The sequence below is a fragment of the Paracoccus sp. (in: a-proteobacteria) genome, from assembly GCF_047973135.1.
Lineage (GTDB): Bacteria > Pseudomonadota > Alphaproteobacteria > Rhodobacterales > Rhodobacteraceae > Paracoccus.
This window is the reverse complement of record NZ_JBKEBL010000042.1, coordinates 16,535-35,740: the sequence shown is the minus strand read 5'-3', so window position 1 is coordinate 35,740 and position 19,206 is coordinate 16,535. Positions and strand designations below refer to the sequence as shown.

13 protein-coding genes are annotated in these 19,206 nt (G+C 63.9%); 7 read left to right on the top strand and 6 right to left on the bottom strand.

The genetic code is table 11. The annotated features are described in order from the left end of the window. Positions 1–36 precede the first annotated feature (36 nt). Positions 37–774, top strand: a complete 738-nt coding sequence (locus ACK5L9_RS04205; protein WP_416910195.1) for a DUF5058 family protein — start codon at positions 37–39, stop codon at positions 772–774. Positions 775–798: 24 nt separating this feature from the next. After that, a complete protein-coding gene (locus ACK5L9_RS04200) occupies positions 799–1,488 on the top strand; it encodes a hypothetical protein (RefSeq protein ID WP_416910194.1) in 690 nt (229 codons plus the stop codon). Positions 1,489–1,583: 95 nt separating this feature from the next. Here ACK5L9_RS04200 and ACK5L9_RS04195 read toward each other — a convergent pair whose 3' ends face one another. The 5 genes from ACK5L9_RS04195 to ACK5L9_RS04175 form a co-directional block, all read right to left on the bottom strand. Next, on the bottom strand, positions 1,584–2,288 hold the full coding sequence (locus tag ACK5L9_RS04195) for a rhomboid family intramembrane serine protease (protein WP_416910193.1): 705 nt from the start codon (positions 2,286–2,288) through the stop codon (positions 1,584–1,586). Positions 2,289–2,345: 57 nt separating this feature from the next. Beyond that, positions 2,346–2,540: a Trm112 family protein gene (locus ACK5L9_RS04190; RefSeq protein WP_416910192.1), complete on the bottom strand. Its 195-nt coding sequence runs from the start codon at positions 2,538–2,540 to the stop codon at positions 2,346–2,348. Beyond that, positions 2,537–3,166 (bottom strand): LON peptidase substrate-binding domain-containing protein, encoded by a 630-nt coding sequence (locus ACK5L9_RS04185; RefSeq protein ID WP_416910206.1) that lies wholly within the window; start codon positions 3,164–3,166, stop codon positions 2,537–2,539. Before ACK5L9_RS04185 ends, ACK5L9_RS04190 begins: the two co-directional genes overlap by 4 nt. Then, a complete protein-coding gene (gene trxA / locus ACK5L9_RS04180) occupies positions 3,166–4,074 on the bottom strand; it encodes a thioredoxin (RefSeq protein ID WP_416910205.1) in 909 nt (302 codons plus the stop codon). Before trxA ends, ACK5L9_RS04185 begins: the two co-directional genes overlap by 1 nt. A 93-nt stretch (positions 4,075–4,167) precedes the next feature. Further along, entirely contained in the window at positions 4,168–4,953 is a 786-nt protein-coding gene (locus ACK5L9_RS04175) for an exodeoxyribonuclease III (RefSeq protein WP_416910191.1), read from the bottom strand. 1,032 nt (positions 4,954–5,985) lie between these two features. On the opposite strand from ACK5L9_RS04175, the gene ACK5L9_RS04170 reads away from it, so the two are divergent. The 5 genes from ACK5L9_RS04170 (at position 5,986) to ACK5L9_RS04150 (ending at position 18,783) form a co-directional block, all read left to right on the top strand. Further along, a complete protein-coding gene (locus tag ACK5L9_RS04170) occupies positions 5,986–12,267 on the top strand; it encodes an SDR family NAD(P)-dependent oxidoreductase (RefSeq protein WP_416910190.1) in 6,282 nt (2,093 codons plus the stop codon). A gap of 4 nt (positions 12,268–12,271) precedes the next feature. Continuing rightward, positions 12,272–13,585 (top strand): aminotransferase class I/II-fold pyridoxal phosphate-dependent enzyme, encoded by a 1,314-nt coding sequence (locus ACK5L9_RS04165; RefSeq protein ID WP_416910189.1) that lies wholly within the window; start codon positions 12,272–12,274, stop codon positions 13,583–13,585. Between the two features lies 1 nt (position 13,586). Then, on the top strand, positions 13,587–14,582 hold the full coding sequence (locus ACK5L9_RS04160) for a zinc-dependent alcohol dehydrogenase family protein (protein WP_416910188.1): 996 nt from the start codon (positions 13,587–13,589) through the stop codon (positions 14,580–14,582). 98 nt (positions 14,583–14,680) lie between these two features. Then, positions 14,681–15,715 carry an efflux RND transporter periplasmic adaptor subunit gene (locus ACK5L9_RS04155; protein WP_416910187.1) on the top strand — a complete coding sequence of 345 codons (1,035 nt, stop codon included), beginning with the start codon at positions 14,681–14,683 and terminating at the stop codon, positions 15,713–15,715. Positions 15,716–15,717: 2 nt separating this feature from the next. After that, entirely contained in the window at positions 15,718–18,783 is a 3,066-nt protein-coding gene (locus ACK5L9_RS04150) for an efflux RND transporter permease subunit (RefSeq protein WP_416910186.1), read from the top strand. A 15-nt stretch (positions 18,784–18,798) separates the two neighbouring features. Here the strand turns inward: ACK5L9_RS04150 and ACK5L9_RS04145 are convergent, their stop codons facing one another. Further along, positions 18,799–19,170, bottom strand: a complete 372-nt coding sequence (locus ACK5L9_RS04145) for a hypothetical protein (protein WP_416910185.1) — start codon at positions 19,168–19,170, stop codon at positions 18,799–18,801. Positions 19,171–19,206: the final 36 nt, after the last annotated feature.

Here is a 19,206-nt window from a genome sequence, read left to right as displayed (position 1 = left end):
TGCCCGCAACCGGGTGAAAACCAACAGGGAAACACTATGGACCAAGTATTGCAGATCGCGAATGGCCCGGCCTTGTGGCTGCTGGCCACCCTGATCGTCAGTATCGTTGTCGTGCAGGCGTTGCTGTATTTGCGCATGACGCTGAATTTCTCGAACCAGTTCCAGATTCTCACCCCCGAGGACCGGCGCGTCGTTTACAAAACTGCCGTCATCAACTCGATCGGCCCGGCTGTCGCGATCTTTTTCGTGGCGGTCTCGCTGATCGCGATGGTGGGCGGGCCGGTCACGCTGATGCGGATTGGCGTTATCGGCTCGGCTATCTTCGAATTTGTCGCCGCCGATCTGGGTGCCAAGGCCGTGGGCGCCGAACTGGGCACCGAAAGCTATGACCTGCAGGCCTTTACCACCTCGGTCTGGGTGATGACGCTTGGCGGTATGGGCTGGCTGGTGACGACGCTGCTGCTGACCAGAACCCTTGATCGCACGCAGGACAAGCTGAGCGTCAGCAATCCCGCCCTGATCAAGGCCGTGGGAACCGCAACCCCCATCGCGATTTTCTTCATCCTCGGCGCGCAGCGGGCGATCAACAAGCAATGGCTTAGCAATATCTCGGTCAGGATCGACGATCTTGCCGCCATTCTGGTCAGCGCCGGGTTGATGGTGATCCTGCACCGCGCGGGTCATCACCGCCCCTGGCTGCGCGAATGGGCAGTCGGCTTTGCGCTGATCGCGGGCATCTCTGTTGGTTATCTGCTTGGTCGGACACTGGCCTGACGTCACATCACAGGAGTATCGATCATGTCTGACCAGAATATCGACATTTTCTATAAATCGACCTTTATCCCCCGCGCCCATCGCATCGGACGCGTGACCCTGATGATCGCCATCGTGATGTGCCTTGTTCCGGCCCTTTACCTGTCCTTCGGCCTGGGCGGTTTTCCCGGAATCGGCCCGATCCTGACCGGTTTTCTGGCCGTCGTCGCCTTCGTCGGAGTCGTCTGGGTGGTGGAACCGATCTCGTATTTCCCGGTCCTTGGTGTCTGCGGCACATATATGAGCTTTCTGTCCGGCAATATAGGCAATATGCGAATGCCGGTCGTGATTGCCTGCCAAAGCGCCATCGAGGCCGATCAGGGATCGCGCAAGGCCGAAGTCGCCGCCGTGATCGGGATTGCGGTTTCGGTTCTGGTGAACCTTGGCTTCGTGATCCTGCTGGTGCTGGTCGGCGGCGCGTTGATCGAGATCCTGCCGGATCCGGTCGTCGACGCGGTCAAGGGCTATACCCTGCCGGCGCTTTACGGCGCGGTTTTGGTCATGTTCATCAACAATGCCACGCGCCGCAACGCGCTGACCGGCGTTCTGGTTGGTCTTGCGGTATTCCTGTCGCCGGTTCCCGTCCCCTCCGGCTCGGCTGCGGCAGGGCTGCTGGCAATCGTCGTGACCGTCGCGATGAACTGGGGCAAACGCGAGGCACAGCCCACCACCTGACCTTGCCGAAAACCAGCCGCCGGAATCGCCTTCCGCGATCCCGGCGGCGCGCTGTAACGGCATCAGACCAGTCCTGCCGCCTCTGGTTGGGCCCTTCAGTCCTCGTCCATCTCGCGGTCGCGCCGCAGGGGCAGGGCGATGCCCATGGCAAAACCGGCGATGGCGCCGCCAAGATGCGCCTCCCATGCGATAGAGGGCATCAGCAGTGTCATTGCCAGGTTCAGCCCGCCGATGATCAGCACGCCGCGCCAGACCGGGCGCATGGACAGGCCGCGCCAGCGCCGCCAGATGACCGCCTGTCCGATCAGCGCCCCCGCCAGCCCGAAGATCGCGCCTGACGCGCCCACCATCGGCCCGCCCTGCGGCGACATCAATGCGAACAGGGCAGCGGCAGCAATCTGGCTGATCAGATAGATCAGCGCCATCTGCCGGGCAGTGACAAAGCGCCCCAGTTCGCGGGCGACGGCGGCCAGCGACAGCATATTCATCGTGATATGCGCCAGCCCGGCATGCAGCAGCCCATAGGACAGGAACATCGCTGCGGGCTGGCCGGGAAAGATCGCCTGCCCGCCATGCAGCAGCCCCGACCAGAAGCCCAGCAACTGAAACACCACCTGCTCGATGGGTAGCGAGACGTAAAAGCTCATCCGCCAAGGCAGTCCCGTGGACCTTTCCATCCGCATCGGGATGCCGTATCCCAGCAGGTCAGCAAGCGTCAAAGCGGCCTGAATTGCGCAGCACAGCACGATCAGGACAATGATCCAGCGTGGCAGCGACGGAGCGTTACGGTTCGATGTCATGGGGTTGACCTATCTGCTGCATGATGCAATGACAATCGGCCCCTGCACCGGGTGGCCTCAATCCGCCTTGATCTGCCGCGCCTCGTCGATCAGCATGATCGGAATCCCGGCGCGAATCGGAAAGGCCAGTCCGGCGGCGGCCGAAATCAGTTCCTGCCGCGCCGCGTCAAAGCGCAGCGTTGTGTGCGTGACCGGGCAGACCAGCGCCTCAAGCATGTGGCGGTCATAGGCCGGGGTGTCGCCTTCAGTCATTGCAGCCTGTCCTCGTGGTTTTCGCTGTTATGCAGCGCAAATTCGATCAGCCCGTCCAGCAATTCGCGCCGCTGGGTCAGTGTGGGGGCCTCTAGCAGGGCCTGCTTTTCAGTGTCGGAAAAGGGCAGCATCATCGACAACGCATTGACTAGTGCCTCGTCCCCGGCATCGCGGATGGCGGCCCAGTCGGTGGACAGGTCGTTGCTGGTCATATAGCGATCCAGCCTGGCCAGCAGCGTGTCGCGGTTCAGCCCGTCATCGCTTTCGGGTCCGCTGCGGTCGCGCTTGAATTCGGACCAGTCGATGCGGGCCTGAAGATAGGGCAGAAAGCCGTCCTCGACCTCGGACAGGCGAAAGCGCGACACGGCCTCAAGCGCGATCATCATTCGCCCGTCATCGTTTTCCGAAAACGCGCGGATCCGGCCTGCGCATCCGATCGAGGCCAGCCCTTCGCCCTCGGGCTGGATCATCCCGATCAGGCGGTGATCGGTTTTCAGCGTATCGTCCAGCAATTGCAGATAGCGCGGTTCAAAGATGTGCAGGGGCAGCCGCGCGCGCGGCATCAGCACCGCCCCCGATAACGGGAACAGCGCGATCCGCGCGGGCAGGTCGAACGGCAGGCGCATCACGCGAAGATCAGCGATGACAGACGCCGCCGGCCCTTTTGCGCGACCGGATCGGTCGGCTTAAGGCTGTCAAAGATGGTCAGAAGCTGCGCTTTGGCCGCGCCCTCGTTCCAGTCGCGGTCGCGGCGGAAACTGTCCAGCAGCATGTCGATGGCATCCTCGACCCGCCCGGCGGCATGCAGCGCCCGCGCCAGATCCAGCCGCGCCTGCTGATCGGCGGGATCAGCATCAACCCGCGCCTGCAATTCGCCCAACGGCCCGGCATTCGCGGCCTGCTGCGCCAGTTGCAACTGCGCGCGCGCGGCCTCGACCGGGGCCGATCCGGCGATGGCGGCGGGTACCTGCACCAGCGCGGCCTCGGCGGCCGCCACATCGCCCGCAGCCGTTTGCGCGCGGATCAGGCCGCCCCAGGCTTCGGCGTTTTCCGGTTCCTCCTCGGCGATGGCGGCAAAGGTTTCCGCTGCATCGGCGGCTGCGCCCTCGTCCAGCATCGCCTCGGCTGCGGCCAGCGCTTCGGCCAGCCCGCCATCGTCGCCGCCAAGTGCGGCCAGCTTGTCCACGAACTGCTTGATCTGGCTTTGCGGCAGCGCGCCCTGAAAGGCATCGACCGGGCGGCCCTGAAAGAACGCATAGACCGTCGGGATCGACTGAACCCGCAATTGCCCGGCGATCGCCTGGTTTTCGTCCACATTGACCTTGGCCATCCGCACCCGGCCCTTGTGACGCGCCACCTCGGCCTCAAGCTGCGGACCCAGGGTCTTGCACGGCCCGCACCAAGGTGCCCAGAAATCCACGATCACCGGGACGTCCATCGATTTCTCGACCACCTCGGCCATGAAGTCGGCCTCGGTGACGTCCTTGATCATATCGCCCGGCACCGGCGCATTCTGCGCCCCCTCGAAAAGCATCGTCATGTTGCCACCGTCCTGTTCAAAGTCGTTGGCGGCAATATGGGCAAAGATCACCGCGAACGAAAGGGGCGGCTTGCGAAAATGCCCCGATTACAGATCGAACCGGGCAAAGACCGGGGCATGATCGCTGGGTTGTTCCCAGCCGCGCGCGGCCCGCAGGATCCGGCTGTCATGGCCCGCGCCTGCAATATCGGCGCTGGCCCAGATGTGATCCAGCCGCCGGCCCTTGTCGGCGGCGTCCCAGTCGCGGGCGCGATAGCTCCACCAAGAATACAGCAACCCCTCGGGGATGTCCTTGCGGGTGATGTCGATCCAGTTCCCGGCCTCTTGCATTTCGGCAAGATGTTCGACCTCGATGGGCGTGTGGCTGACCACCTTCAGCAACTGCTTGTGCGACCAGACATCATCTTCGCGCGGGGCGATGTTGAAATCGCCGACCATGATCGCGCGCTGCGGGCGGTCGGCGCGAAAGGCGTCGCGCATTTCGGTCAGGAAATCCAGCTTTTGCCCGAATTTCTCGTTCTGGTCGCGGTCGGGAATATCGCCGCCCGCCGGGATATACATGTTGTGGATGACTACGCCATTTTCCAGCCGGGCCGCGACATGCCGCGCATGCCCTAGCCCCGCCCAATCGCGCGAACCCGCATCCTCGACCGGCAGCCGCGACAGGATCGCAACGCCGTTATAGCCCTTTTGCCCGCGCGCGACCATGTGCCCATAGCCCAGTTCGCGGAACCTGTCGAAGGGGATTTTCTCGACCGGAGATTTGCATTCCTGCAAGCACAGCACATCCGGCGCTTCTTCGCCCAGCAGCCGCGCCACCAGCCCCTCACGCAGACGGACCGAATTGATGTTCCAGGTGGCGATGGTGAACATGGGGCGCTCCTTTTTTCGGGAACCTAGAGGGATTGGTCGCCACTGTCGAGGCGGGGGAAGGCGATGGGCAAGCGGTCATCCGGACCGGCCCCGCCATCCGCAGCCCTACAGCGCGCAAAGCGCGCGCCCGGCCGGGCGGCAGCGACGGGACGGGCTTTGCCCGTCCCGCACCCCCTATCCACAAATACAACGCCTGCCGGTCTGGTGATCGCTGGCCCTGCGCCGCGCCCGTGATCCTTGCGTCAACCGGGCGCGACCCGAATCGGCCATTGGCCATACCTCGCGCGCAGATCTGCCGGCGGTCGCGGTGGCTGACGGCCGGTTTTCGGCAGGACGGTACAATCCTTGTTGAAAACGCAAGCGCTGTGTATTGCATTTTGGTCGATGCTTCCCGGAAATATCCGGGATATGTGAATTGTCAGTCCGCAGCTATTTTGAACAGGCTTTCAATAACAACCCAGGCTTACCTAACGGCCTCTGGCGACAAGGCGTGCAACTTCTGCACGCGCTGCATATTGGTGGTATCGCCTTTGCGGATCCCTCATCTGCGGCCTTTTCCAAATTGCGGGTCTTTCCTTCGACCCGGCCCAGGGCCACAACCCGCGCGCTGTCCGGCAGCGCACGCAGGCGTTGCACGGCACCGCGTCGGCAAGCTGATCACGCGGCATATCGTGACAAGTCGTCCCGGCCTGATGCCGACAGGCCCGCGCGCCTCTGTCAGGCCCGTGCAATCCCTGATGTCGCGACCGGAAGGATCGGTGCCTTTTTCCGGCGGAATGGCTTTTATTCGAACGACACGGCATGGTTCTTCCGGTCGGGTCTTTCGGTGTCAAAGCATTGCGTGAAATGCTCGCAGCGCCTTGAAAAAAACCCGCAAAGACGGTGCGTTTTTTTATCATGGTACCACACGTACGATCACATAACAGCACGGTTTAGTTGAGTTTTTCCAGTTGACACAACCATGAGTGCAAAGCTACCGATGGGGGGTTAACTGTGTATATTTTCCGAGTAAATATTTGATGAGGCAAGCAAATGAACTCTGTCGCGGTTGTTGGCTTGGCATGTCGTCTTCCCGGTGGTCTGGATAGTATCCCCGAACTCTGGCAAGCTCTTCTGAACAAGGTGAATACAGCGGATACCGTCCCGAAAGATCGCTGGGATGCCGAAAGATACTATTCCGACGACCCCGCGATGCCTGGCAAGGGTTATGTCCGGCGCGGAAATTTCCTGAAACAGGATTTCCGCAGTTTCGACGCAGCCTTTTTCGATCTGCCGCCGCGCGTCGCCGAAAATCTGGATCCCCAGCAAAGGCTGATGCTTGAGGTCGTCTGGGAGGCGTTCGAGAACGCCGGTCTGGACCTGCCCGCACATGCCGGGCGCAATATCGGTGTCTATACCGGCGGGTTCATGCTGGATCACATGATCACCATGATGTCGCTGCCGAACCGGGCGCTGATCAACCAGAATACGGCGGCCGGAATGATGATGACCATGCTGTCGAACCGCGTGTCTCATGCCTTCGACCTTCGTGGACCCAGCCTGTCGATCGACACGGCCTGTTCATCCTCGCTGACGGCGTTCAACTATGGTTTTCAGGACATCCGCAGCGGCAAGGCCGAGATGGCGGTGATCGGCGGCGTCAACGTGATGACCCGGCACGAATATCCTGTCGGGATGTGCAAGGGCCAGTTCCTGTCGCGCGACGGTGAATGCAAGTCTTTCGATGCGCGCGGCGATGGCTATGGGCGCGGCGAGGGGGCGGGGGTCGTCATCCTCAAGGATTATGACAAGGCGGTGGCTGATGGCGACCTGATTCTGGCAAAGGTGCTGGGGGCCGGGGTCAATTCCGACGGGCGGACGCCGGGCATCTCGATGCCCTCGGGCGAGGCGCAGGGGCGGCTGATTGCAGATGTGTGCCGCGAATACGACATTGCACCGCAATCGGTGCACTACGTCGAATGCCACGGCACGGGCACCGCCATCGGCGACCCGACCGAGGCGCAGTCGGTCGGATCGGTCTTTGGTGCCGGTCGCTCGGCGGACAAGCGGGTCGTGATCGGATCGGTCAAAAGCAATATCGGCCATACCGAGGCCGCAGCAGGAGTCGCGGGCGCGATCAAGGCGGTTCTGACGCTGCAAAACCGGCTTGCGACGCCTTTGGCGAACCTGATCGAACCGAACCCCGAAATCCCCTTTGACGATCTGGGGCTGCGCCTTCCGGTTAAGGCGGTTCCCCTTGGGACGCCCGGCGAGGCGTTGCGCGCGGCGGTCAATTCCTTTGGCTATGGCGGCACCAATGCGCATGTGATCCTTGAAAGCGTGCCCGAGCTTTCGGGCAACACCCAAAGCGCCGAACGGCCGGATTTTCCCTATATGCTGCCCATCTCGGGGCGATCGGCTACCGCACGGTCGGAACTGGCCGCGCGTTACGTACGCTTGATGACGCAGCCGGATGCGCCCGATCCTGACGACCTGACCTATTCGGCCTCGCAGCGGCGCGCGCATCTGAGCCATCGCGCCGTTGCCATCGGCGCGACGCGGGACGAACTGGCCGCGGCGCTTTCGGCGCTGGAGGCAGGGGGCGACCATGACGGCCTGGTTACTGGCGAGGCGGATTTCGCCGCAAGTGACGCGCCGGTTTTCGTCTATACCGGAATGGGTCCGCAATGGTGGGGGATGGGGCAAAGCCTCTACCGCGAAAATGCGGTTTTCCGCGATGCCCTGGACGAGGCGGACGCGATTTTCCGCGACATCTCGGGTTTTTCGATCCTTGCCGAATTGCAGAAGGATCAGGCCGCATCGCAGATTGCGCGCACTGCCTTTGCGCAGCCCGGCAATTTCATGGTTCAGCTTGGGCTGACGCGGCTTTTGCAGGCGGCAGGCGTGTCGCCCGGCGCGATTGTCGGGCACAGCGTGGGCGAGGTTGCCTCGGCCTGGGCCTCGGGCGTGCTGTCGCTGAAGGACGCGCTGACCGTCAGCTTTCACCGCAGTCAGGCACAGGCCCGGACCGCCGGAACCGGCAGCATGCTGGCTGTGGGTCTGGGCGAGGCCGCGCTGGCACCCTATTTGCAGGAATTCGGCACCGATCTGTGCGTCGCTGCGGTGAATGCGCCCGCCACGCTGACCGTTGCCGGCGATTCGGATGCGATCAGGCGGTTGGCCGCCGCGCTGACCGGGGACAATGTCTTTAACCGCGTGCTTCAGGTCGAGGTGCCCTATCACAGTCACCTGATGGATCCGATTTTGGGTGAGATCCGCGAAAACCTTGCCGGCCTTCAGCCCTCGCTGCCTGCGCAACGACTTTTTTCGACCGTGACCGGGCAAGAGGTGACGGGTATTGCCTTTGACGCGGATTACTGGGTGCAGAATGTCCGCCAGCCGGTCGCGTTCATGGCGGCGGTCACTGCGCTGATGCAGGAAGGGCAGACGAATTTCATCGAAATCGGCCCTCATCCCGTCCTGCGATCGGCCCTGCGCGAAACGGCGCGCTCGGTCGGCAAGGACATCCGCCTGACCGAGACATTGCGCCTTGATCAGCATGACGAGGTTCGGCGCGTCAATCGGGCCGTAGCGCAGGTTTTCGCGAACGGTGCCCGTATCGGCTGGTCGCGGCTGATCCCACGGGGCCGTTTCGTCAGCCTGCCGAACTATCCTTGGCAGAGGGAAAGGCTTTGGCTGGAATCCGACATCGGCCAGACCGGGCGGGTCTCGTCAACGGCGCAGCCGCTGCTGGGTATCAGGGGGCTGTCGGCCGATCAGATGTGGTATAGCGACCTGAACCACGATGCCGTGGCCTATCTGGCGCAGCATGTCGTTGGCGGGGCTTCAGTCATGCCCGCTGCGGGCTATCTGGAAACGCTGTTCGAGCTTGGCCGGCAAACCCTGCCCGATGGCGCGATGGCCGAAATCCGCGACGCTCGGATCAAGGCGCCGCTGGTCATGCAACCCGGACGCGCCGTCGAATATACGACGCTGTTCGATCCGGAAACCGGGATGGCGCAAATCCGTTCAGCCGAGCCGGGATCGATCGGGGCGGATCAGCTTCACATGTCGGCGCGGATCGGCATGGCCACGGGCGCCGCGGCGGGCACCCGCGATATCGGCGCGCTGCTTTCCGGCTTTGACGCGCCGCGGCGGATCGAGGATTTCTATCGTGACCTGTCGGCCTCGGGCCTGGCTTATGGGCCAGCCTTCCGGCCCGTCACCGAACTGCGCCTGCATCCGAACGGGCGCGAGGCCATGGCGCGGCTGGATCTGCGGCCCGAATTTGTCGCGGGGCTGGACCGCTATGCGCTGCACCCGACGCTGCTTGACGGCGCGTTCCAGATGCTGATCGGCATCCTGAACGGCGATGAAGGCATGTATCTGCCCACCGGGTTCAGGACCATCCGCCTGTTGTCCCGGACCCCCGCCCAGGGGCTGTGGTGTCATGGCCGGGTCACGTCCCGCACCGCAAGACATATCGAATGCGATCTGGCGCTGTATGATGACGACGGCACCCTTGTCTGTTCCGTTCACGGCATGGAGGCGACGGCCAGCACCGGACACAAGCCGGTCAGGCTGGACAGATGGGGCGATCCGGTCCGTCTGCTGGCTCTGGAACAGGTCTGGACCCCTGCCGCGCCGCTGTCGGAACCCAAGCGTGTGGGGTCGTGGCTGATCCTGCGCGACCAGCGCGAGGGGATCGCGGACAGGGTGCTGCCCTTCATCGAGGCACAGGGCACCGTCGTGCCGCGTATCGCGACCATTGGCGACGATTTCCGCGATCAGGGGCGCGACACCACGATCCGGCCCGGAAACGAAGAGGACATCGCAAGGCTGGTCGAGGCTGCAGGCCCCGTTGATGGCGTGCTGATCGCCTGTGGTCTGGATGCAACCGCTGACAGCGACGATCCGACCGGCGAGCAGGCAATCGCCACGATGATTGCCCTTGGCAAGGCCATTGCCCTCAAGCCCGTGGCCGAGCGGCCCCGAATCTATGTCCTGACCCGCAGCGCCTATGCCTGCGACAGGTCCGATACCGCCGTTGAACCCGCACAGCGCGCCATCAACGGCTTTGTCCGTGTCGCGCATAACGAGTTGGAGGGCTGCGCCGTCACCTCGGTGGATTTGCCGGCGCGGATCAGCGACCGGATCATCGACTCGCTTTGGCTGGAACTGCTTAGCGATGCCGCCGAGGACGAGGTGGCCCTGCGCGGCAGACGCCGCCTGTATTCGGAATTTGCGGAAAGCGATGTTTTGTCGCAACCGGTGATGCAGGAACGCAAGGCCAGCGACGGCGATGCTGTCATGGTCCGCCCGGCATCCGGCGACACCGCGCCCGGCATGGTCGAGCTGACGCATGTCGCGCTTGATTCTCCGGGTCAGGGCGATATCCGGCTGCGCGTACTTGCCATGTCGCTGCCTGCATCGCTGCTGGAAAGTTCCGGTTCCGCAAGCTTTGACCAGTCCTTCATGCAGGTCGTGGCCCAGGTCGCGGCGGTCGGGGCAGGGGTTGCGGATCTGCCCGTTGGTGCGGTGGTCTTTGGCTATGTTCCCGCCGATTTCGCCAGCCATCTGCAAGGCCCGCGCGGTTCGTTCCACCTTGAGGAACTGCCGGCCGGGACCAGCTACGAGACGGCGCTGGACGCCTTGTCGGCGCAGGTGATCGCGGCCTATGCGACGGACAGTTCATGCCTTGTCGCGGGCGACAGTGCGCTGACGCTGGCCAGTGACGGGATTGCGGTGGCTGTCGCCGCGATGCTGACCGAAGCCGGGGTAAGCGTTCACCTGCTTGGTGCGAATGACGCACCGGCGACCACCGCCGCCCTGGACGCGCTGGTGGCGCGGACCGGGCGGTTTGACGCGATCATCGCCCCGATGGGCGACTGGATGCGACGCTTTGGCGACGAGGCGTTGATCCCCGGCGGCATCCTGATCGACACATCCACGACAGCCTCGCCGATTCTTGCGCCCGAACAGGCATCGAACATCGTGCGCACCAGCCTGGATGTCGTGACCGGGCGCGGGCGGCAATTGCGGGCAGCCCTCAGGCGGGTGGCCGGAACCCTGACGGGCGGGCACAGCGGCAGCAAAAGCCTGTCGATCAACCTCAGCGATCTGGTTCTGCGGCGTCTTGACGTGGTCCTGCCGGATCTGCGCATTGACGTCCTGTTCGATCTGGACCGCGTTCCGGTGCCTGTCGCAGTCAGCCGCGCGCCGGAATTTTCCAGCGCGGCCACCTATCTTGTCACCGGGGGTCTGGGCGGTTTCGGTCAAGAGACCGCGCGCTGGCTGGCCGATCACGGTGCGCGGCATCTTGTGCTGGCCAGCCGTTCGGGTGCGAATACCGATGACAAACGCGCCTTCGTCGCCGAGCTGGAGGCCATGGGTATCCGCGTCGCGACCCCCTGCATCGACCTGTCTGACAGCCAGCGGGTTGCCGGGCTGATAGACGAGATCGGCAAGGGCAGTGCGCCGCTGAAAGGTGTGTTCCACACGGCGGCGGTGATCGAGGACGAGGATCTGGCCACGCTGGATCTGGCATCTTACCGGCAGGTGATGCGCTCCAAGGCGCAAAGCGCCCATGCGCTTGACCGGGCGACCGCGCATCTGGAACTGGACTGGTTCGTCCTTTATTCCTCGGTTGCGAATATGGTCGGCAACAAGCGGCAGGTGTCCTATTCTGCTGCCAACGGTTTTCTGGACGGTCTGGCCTGGGCGCGCCGCAAGCAAGGCAAATGCGGCACCAGCATCAACTGGGGTGCCATCGGCGGCGCAGGAATGCTGACCCAGGACGAGGCGACCGAGCAATTCCTGAAATACATGGGAATCCGGGCGTTGGATGTTCACGAGGCCCTGCGGCTGATGCATGCGGCGATGGAACGCGACCTGACCCAGGTTGGCATCATGCTGCTGTCAAGCTGGGCTGACTGGGCGCGCTATGAAACCATCGGGGCGGCCTCGCCGCGCTTTACAAAGCTGCTTGCCGCCGACGCCTCGGTCAGTCAGGGCGGCAGTTCCGAGGTCCGCGAAAGGCTGATTGCGGAACTGGCCGAACTGAACCCCGCCGAACGTCTGGATACGCTGACGGGTCTGATCAAGGTGGTGATCGCCCGCGAGTTGCACGCCGAGGCCGATAACCTGCCGGTTGACCGCGCGCTGAACGAACTGGGCATTGACAGCCTGATGGCCGCCGAGATCCAGATGCAGCTTGAAACCAGCCTGGCCATCCCGGTTACGGTGATGGACATTCTGGGCGCCGCCACGATCCGGTCCATCTGCGATCAGGCCTTGGGCGATTTCGGTTTCATTGAGCCCATTGCCGCGGAGTGACAGCATGACCTCGACACTGGACCGGCTGAAATCCAGCTTTCTCGACGATGTTTCGGCTTCGGCCGGGCGAAACCGGTTGCGCATGGTGCCGGAATATTACGATTTCGGAAAATTCCCGGAATATCAGGAATATGCCACGATGCAGTGGTATTACCAGCAGAACGGTTTCGAATGGAACCTGTTCCGGGATCATCTGGGCGTATCGGGCGCGCGGGCGCGGATCGGAGACCGCGACATGATCAACTTTTCGTCCTATAACTATCTGGGTCTGGCCGGGGATCCGCGCGTGCTGAAAGCGGCACAGGCGGCGGTCGCCGAATACGGCGTCTCGACCGGATCGGGCCGCGCGATCACCGGCGAGATCCCCCTGCATGGCGAATTCGAACGCGAGATCTGCAAGGCGACGGGGGCTGCGGATGCGGTGCTGTCGGTGGGCGGTTATTCCACCAACGCCTTCACCATCGGCTATCTGGCGCGCGGGACGGATCTGATCGTCTATGATGAGCTGATCCATAACAGCGCCCTGATCGGCAGCAAGACCTCGGGGGCAAGGCGCCTGTCCTTTCCGCATAACGACGCCGAAGCGCTGGACGACCTGCTTGCCGAACATCGCGAATATTACGAACGCTGCTTTGTTCTGATCGAGGGCGTCTATTCGATGGATGGCGACATTCCTGACCTGCCTGCCTTTGTCGAGGTCAAAAATCGCCATCATGCGCTGCTGATGGTGGACGAGGCGCATTCGATGGGGGTCATCGGCCCGCGCGGCCTGGGGGTGCTGGACTATTTTCCGGAACTTGAGGCCGGTGACATCGACATCCTGTTCGGCTCGCTCAGCAAGGCCTTCGCGACCTGCGGCGGCTATGTCGCCGGGTCGGAACCGCTGATCGCGATGCTGAAGCAATTCGCCCCCGGCGTGCTGCTTTACGGCGCTGCGCCAACGCCCGCCAACACCGCCGCCGGTCTGGAGACCCTGCGCCTGATGCAAGAGGAACCTGAACGCGCGCGCCGGTTGCAGCAGAACGCGGCCGCGTTCATTCAGGAGGCGCGGCAGGCCGGTTTCGACACCAGCGTCAGCCGCGACAGTGCCGTGGTGCCGCTGATGTTCCGGTCATCGGAACAGGCGTTGTGGCTGTCGGTCAAGCTGTTCGAACAGGGCATCTGCACCTTTCCGATGATGTATCCCATCGTTCCGCGCGAAAAATCCCGGCTGCGTTTTTTCATCAATGCCGATCATACCCGCGACGAGATCGACCACACCATCGCCACGCTTTCCGCCCTGTGGAAGGAAGTGCCGCCGGACCGGGGAATCATGTAACATGAAACAGATCCTGTTCGACCGCTTTGGCGTGCCCGCCCATGTCGCCGGTTGCCAGAACGTCGCCGCGCCGCCCGCGCCCAAACCGTGGGAGGTGTCGGTCGATATACTGGCTGCTCCGGTCAATCCTTCGGATATTGCCGTGTTGCGGGGGCAATATGGCATGCTGCCCGCGCGACTGCCCGCCACCGCCGGAATGGAGGCCTGCGGTATCGTGACCGCGACCGGGTCCGAGGTTTCCGGGGTCGCGGAAGGCGACCGCGTCCTGATGATCGCCAATGACAACTGGTGCCAGCGGCGAACGCTGCCTGCGCTGATGGTGATGCCGGTGCCCGATGCGCTGGACAGCGTCGCGGCCTCGATGGTCAAGGTCAACTCGCTCAGTGCCTATCTGATGCTGCGCGATGGTGGGGATCTGCAGCCCGGCGATTGCCTGATCCAGTCCGCGCCCCTGTCGGCAGTCGGTCGGATGGTGATCGGCATGGCGCGGGCGATGGGCCTGCAAACGGTCAATATCGTGCGCCGCCCCGAGGCCGAGGCCGAAATTCGCGCCCTTGGCGGGGATTTCGTGTTGGTCGATGGCGACGACCTGCCCGCCCGCGTCCGCGAGGCGACCGGCAACACCCCGGTCATGCTGGGGCTGGACGGGGTGGCCGGGGAACAGGTCATGCGTCTGGCAGGTTGCCTGGAGGATGGCGCGCCGTTGATCAACTATGGCATGCTGTCCGGCCAGCCCTGCCAGATCCTGCCCTCCGAGACGATCTTTCGGGATATTCGCCTGCGCGGGTTCTGGCTGGCAAAGCTGCTGAACCGCATGTCGGCCGCGCAGCGGGTCGAGGCGCTGAGGGGCTGCATCGAACTTTTGCTGGGTCACGGACTTACCAACCAGATCGACCGCACCTATCGGCTGGAACAGATAGCCGATGCCATCGGACGCGCGGAAAGCCCCGACCGGCACGGAAAGGTCGTCTTGCTGCCGAACGGAGAACCCGCCTGACCAACGATCGACGCCACCGCACAGCTTCTGTCCGACGATGGGCGACGGTCATCCGGCGGCTTGCGGCCTCGGGCCGCGCCGGTCTGCTGTCCGTCCCGATGGCCCTGGCCCTGGCCGCGCCGGTGGCGCAGGCGGATGTGGCGGGACAAGCCGCGCAGGTCAGGTCCGTTCCCGTCCGGGTCCAGCGTCTTGCCATCGGCGACAGGTTCTTTGTCGAACGGCAGTTTCCTGGCCAGACCGAGGCCGACCAGCGATCCGATCTGGCCTTTGAGCTTGGCGGATATATCCGTGGGATCAGCGTGGACGAGGGCGACGAGGTGACAAGAGGGCAGGTGCTGGCCCTGCTGGATACCGATCTGTTGCAGGCGCAACAAAGCGAGTTGCTGGCCTCGCGCGCGGCCATTGGCGCAAGGCTCGATTACGCGAAGCTGAACCTCGATCGGCTGCAAAAGCTGCAAAATTCGGGATCTTCCACGGTTGACCGGGTCGATCAGGCCCTGGCGGAACGTAACGAACTGGTCGCGCGGGATGCTGAAGTCGAGGCCGGGTTGCGCCAGGTGAACATCCGGATCGACAAGGCGCGGCTGATCGCCCCCTATGACGGCTTTATCGGCACGCGTCATCTGGACGAGGGCGATTTCGCCGGGGCGGGAATGCCCGTGTTGACGATTCATCAGGCCGGAGCCGTCCGCTTTCGTGTCGGTCTGCCGCCTGATCTGGATCCGGCGATGTTCCGGCAGACCGGGATCGAGCTTGGCGGCAAGGTTTATCCGGCGATGCTTGGTGCGATCCGCCCGGATCTGGATCCTGTCACGCATATGCGCATCGCGCTGTTCGACATAACGGGCGACCCGCCCCGCAATTTCGGCCAGACAGGCGTGCTGCGCGCCGATACGCTGCTGCATGTGACCGGCGCGATGGTCCCGCTGGATGCGCTGTTGCCCGGTATTTCGGACGCATGGACCGTTTTCACGGTGGATGACAACGACATCGCCCGCAGCGTTCTGGTCGAGATTCTGCATATCGGCACCGATCAGGCCATTGTGTCCGGGGCCTTTGACGATGGCGACCGGGTGGTGACGGGCGGCGTTCACAAGCTGTCGAACGGCCAGCCCGTCGATCCGGTGGACTGACCATGCGCCGCCTGCCGACCTTTGACGAACCGCGCTTTCTTGTTCTGGTCGTGCTGGTTCTGGTGATGGCCGGGCTGTCCTCGATACTGACGCTTGGTCGCCAAGAGGATCCGACGATCACCAATATCTATGCCACGATCAAGACGCGCCTGCCCGGAGCCGATCCGGCGCGCATCGAGGCCGAGATCACGAAGGAACTGGAAACCGAGCTGCGCGAGATCGCCGAAATCGCCGAGATCGAAAGCCTGTCGCTGAAAGGGATCTCGATCATCAATGTCGCGCTGGACGAAACCATGTCCGATGTCGGCATTCCACGGGTCTGGACCAGGCTGCGCAGCGCGGTGGACGATGCCCTGCCGCGCCTGCCCGCCGACGCCCTGCCGCCCGAAATCGATACCGAGGGGATCACGGCCTACTCCACGGTGATCGGCCTGACACTGGACCATCCCGGCACCAACCCCACCGCCGCCCTGCGCCTTGCCGATCACATTGCCGATCAGTTGCGCAATGTCCCCGAGACCCGCGTGGTCAGGCTGTTTGGCGCGCCGGATGAAGAGGTTCTGGTCAGTGTCGATCCGGTCGCCAGCGCCGCGCTGGGGATCACCGTGTCGCAGATCGCGGGCCGGATCGCGGCGGGCGATGGCAAGGTTCTGGCAGGGCATCTGCCCTCGCCCGAGACCGATACCAACCTGTCCGTCTCGGGCGAGGTTGTCGGCCTTGACCGGATCCGCGCGATTCCGCTGCGCGAGGGGATGCCGGGCAAGGGGCTGGTGGTCGCCGATGTCGCAAATGTCAGCCGTGGCGCGGCCTTGCCGCCTGCGGGGCTTGCGCTGGCCGATGGAAAGCCCGCGATCCTGATTGCGGCTCTGGTCAAGGATGGCGCGCAGATCGACCGCTGGATGGGTCAGGTCCGCGACCGGCTGGATACCGCCAGGCAGGTCATGCCGGCGGGCATGTCACTGAAATTGCTGTTTGATCAAAGCGCCTATACGGTGGATCGCCTGACCCAGCTTGCCCTCAGCCTGCTGCAAGGCACCGTCATCGTCATACTGGTGCTGATCGTGACCCTTGGCTGGCGTGCGGCGGCCGTTGTGGCGCTGATCCTGCCGCTGGTATCGCTGGCGACGCTGGCAAGCCTGTCGGCAATCGGGCTGCCCTTGCATCAGATGACCATGGCGGGGCTGATCGCGGCGCTTGGGCTTGTCGTTGATGCGGCCATCGTCATGACCCACGAGGTGAGGCGAAACCTGCTTGAGGGGCGCGCGCGGGCAGAGGCGGCCCGGCTTGCGATCGGCCGGTTGATGGTGCCGCTGGCCGCATCGACGCTGACCACCATACTGGCCTTCGCGCCGATGATGGTTCTGCCCGGTCCGACCGGAGATTTCGTCTCGGCCATCGCCATCTCGGTCGCAGTCATGCTGGTCTGGTCCTTCGTTCTGGCGATCTTTGTGACCTCGGCCATCAGCGCGCGTTTCCTTTCGGCGGCCCATCACGCGCGCGCCCGCGCGCCCGGCCTGTGGTCGCGCGCCATGGTGCACGGCCTGCGATACCCGTCGCTGATGCTGCTGGTCTCGCTGATCCTGCCGCTGATGGGGCTGTGGTTCGCGCCCACGCTGACGCCACAGTTCTTTCCGGTCGAGTACCGCAACCAGTTCCATCTTGAACTTGAACTGCCCGGCCACAGCAGCATCGCGCGGACGGAACAGGTGGTGCGGCGCGTGGATGCCGTCCTGCGCGGCAAGCCGGGCGTCGGCTCGGTCTATTGGGGCATCGGGGAATCCGCGCCCTCGTTCTATTACAACCTGATCGGCAGCCGCTCGGACGAAGCTTATTTTGCGCAGGCGATGGTGACGACCGACGACGCCGAGACTGCCGCGCATCTGTCCGAACAGTTGCAGCAAGAACTGGACTACGCCTTCCCCGAGGCGCGTGTCATCGTCCGGGTGCTGACTCAGGGGCCGCCGGTGGATGCGCCGGTGGAATTTCGGCTGGTCGGGCCTGATCTGGGCAGGCTGACAGAGCTTGGCGAAAGCCTGAAGGCCGTGCTGCGGCAGCAACAGGCGATCACTCATGTCAGGTCCACCATGTCGCGCGGCTTGCCGCAGATCCGTTTTGACATTGACAGCGTCCGCGCGCGCATGGTCGGGCTGAACGAGGTCGCCATTGCCGGTCAACTGAATGCCGGGCTTGCCGGACAGATCGCCACCACCATGGTCGAACGGGCCGAACAGATCCCCATCCGGGTCCGCGTGAACGAGGCGACGCGCGGCAATGCCGACCGGATCCGGGATTTCCCTCTGGTCGCCATGGATGCGGACGGGATGCCGTCGGTCGTGCCGCTGTCAAGCCTTGGCGACATGCGGCTGGAGGTCGCTGAATCGGCCATCCATCGCCGCGACGCCGAGCGCATCAACCTTGTGCAGGCATTCACCCGCGCCGGTATCCTGTCCGAACAGGCGACGCGGGATGCCTTGGCCGCCATCCAGAGATCGGATGTCGCGATCCCCGCAGGCTATCGGCTGGAACTTGGCGGCGATGCCAGCGAGCGCAGCGATGCCGTACGTAACCTGATCGCCTCGCTTGGGCTGATCGTGACGCTGACGCTGGCCACGGCAGTTGTGACCTTCCGGTCTTTCCGGCTGACTATCGGTGCGGTGCTGGTGTCGGGACTGGCTGCCGGGCTGTCGCTGCTGTCGCTGAAAATCATGGATTTTCCCTTCGGCATCAATGCGATGGTGGGGATGATCGGATCGATCGGAGTCTCGATCAATGCCGCGATCATCATCTTTACCGCCCTTCAGGGAAACAACGCCGCCGCACGGGGCGACCGGGCCGCAGGCGCGCAAGAGGTCGCCGCCGCCGCGCCGCACATCATTTCGACCACGCTGACGACCTTTGGCGGCTTTATCCCGCTGTTCCTGACCGGGGGCCTGTTCTGGCCGCCCTTTGCCGTCGCCATCGCGGGCGGAGTCCTGTTATCCGCGACCTTGGCCTTTCTGTTCAGCCCGGCCTTCTTCTTCATGTTCTACGCCCCGCGCCCCCAAAAGCCCCGCGCACCGGCGCGCTGAGCCTGCGGGGCGCGGTCAGTACATAACGGTGTAAAGTGTGATGTCTATCGGACTTTCGGGTTCAAGCTTTGCACTGCCTCGTGCAAGCAGCCAGCCATCGCTGCGCTCAAGCCGGGCGACGATCTGCATGGGGGCGGCGGCGTTGTCGGCGGTCAGCGGCAGGGTGAAGGCAACGGCCTTCGACGCGCCGTCGCTTTTTACCTTGGCCGAGGCGGCGCGGTTATGGGCGGCGTCCTCAAGATAAATCCTGATATCGCCCTTTGGCAGGACAGTACCATCCGCAAGCCGGACGCTGCCGCTGAGATCAGCCGAACGGGCCGAAGCGGTGCCTGCGGCAAGCAGCCCTGCCGCCAGCAGCAAGGAACGGCGATTGGTCAGGCGTTTCACCCCGTGCTTCCCTTCATGCTTTCGCCGCCACCGAGG

What these genes read in the sequence shown, in the direction of transcription:
- ACK5L9_RS04205 (WP_416910195.1), top strand. Translation starts at nt 37, where the DNA reads ATGGACCAAGTATTGCAGATCGCGAATGGCCCGGCCTTGTGGCTGCTG.
- ACK5L9_RS04200 (WP_416910194.1), top strand. Translation starts at nt 799, where the DNA reads ATGTCTGACCAGAATATCGACATTTTCTATAAATCGACCTTTATCCCC.
- ACK5L9_RS04195 (WP_416910193.1), bottom strand. Translation starts at nt 2,288, where the DNA reads ATGACATCGAACCGTAACGCTCCGTCGCTGCCACGCTGGATCATTGTC.
- ACK5L9_RS04190 (WP_416910192.1), bottom strand. Translation starts at nt 2,540, where the DNA reads ATGACTGAAGGCGACACCCCGGCCTATGACCGCCACATGCTTGAGGCG.
- ACK5L9_RS04185 (WP_416910206.1), bottom strand. Translation starts at nt 3,166, where the DNA reads ATGCGCCTGCCGTTCGACCTGCCCGCGCGGATCGCGCTGTTCCCGTTA.
- trxA (WP_416910205.1), bottom strand. Translation starts at nt 4,074, where the DNA reads ATGCTTTTCGAGGGGGCGCAGAATGCGCCGGTGCCGGGCGATATGATC.
- ACK5L9_RS04175 (WP_416910191.1), bottom strand. Translation starts at nt 4,953, where the DNA reads ATGTTCACCATCGCCACCTGGAACATCAATTCGGTCCGTCTGCGTGAG.
- ACK5L9_RS04170 (WP_416910190.1), top strand. Translation starts at nt 5,986, where the DNA reads ATGAACTCTGTCGCGGTTGTTGGCTTGGCATGTCGTCTTCCCGGTGGT.
- ACK5L9_RS04165 (WP_416910189.1), top strand. Translation starts at nt 12,272, where the DNA reads ATGACCTCGACACTGGACCGGCTGAAATCCAGCTTTCTCGACGATGTT.
- ACK5L9_RS04160 (WP_416910188.1), top strand. Translation starts at nt 13,587, where the DNA reads ATGAAACAGATCCTGTTCGACCGCTTTGGCGTGCCCGCCCATGTCGCC.
- ACK5L9_RS04155 (WP_416910187.1), top strand. Translation starts at nt 14,681, where the DNA reads ATGGCCCTGGCCCTGGCCGCGCCGGTGGCGCAGGCGGATGTGGCGGGA.
- ACK5L9_RS04150 (WP_416910186.1), top strand. Translation starts at nt 15,718, where the DNA reads ATGCGCCGCCTGCCGACCTTTGACGAACCGCGCTTTCTTGTTCTGGTC.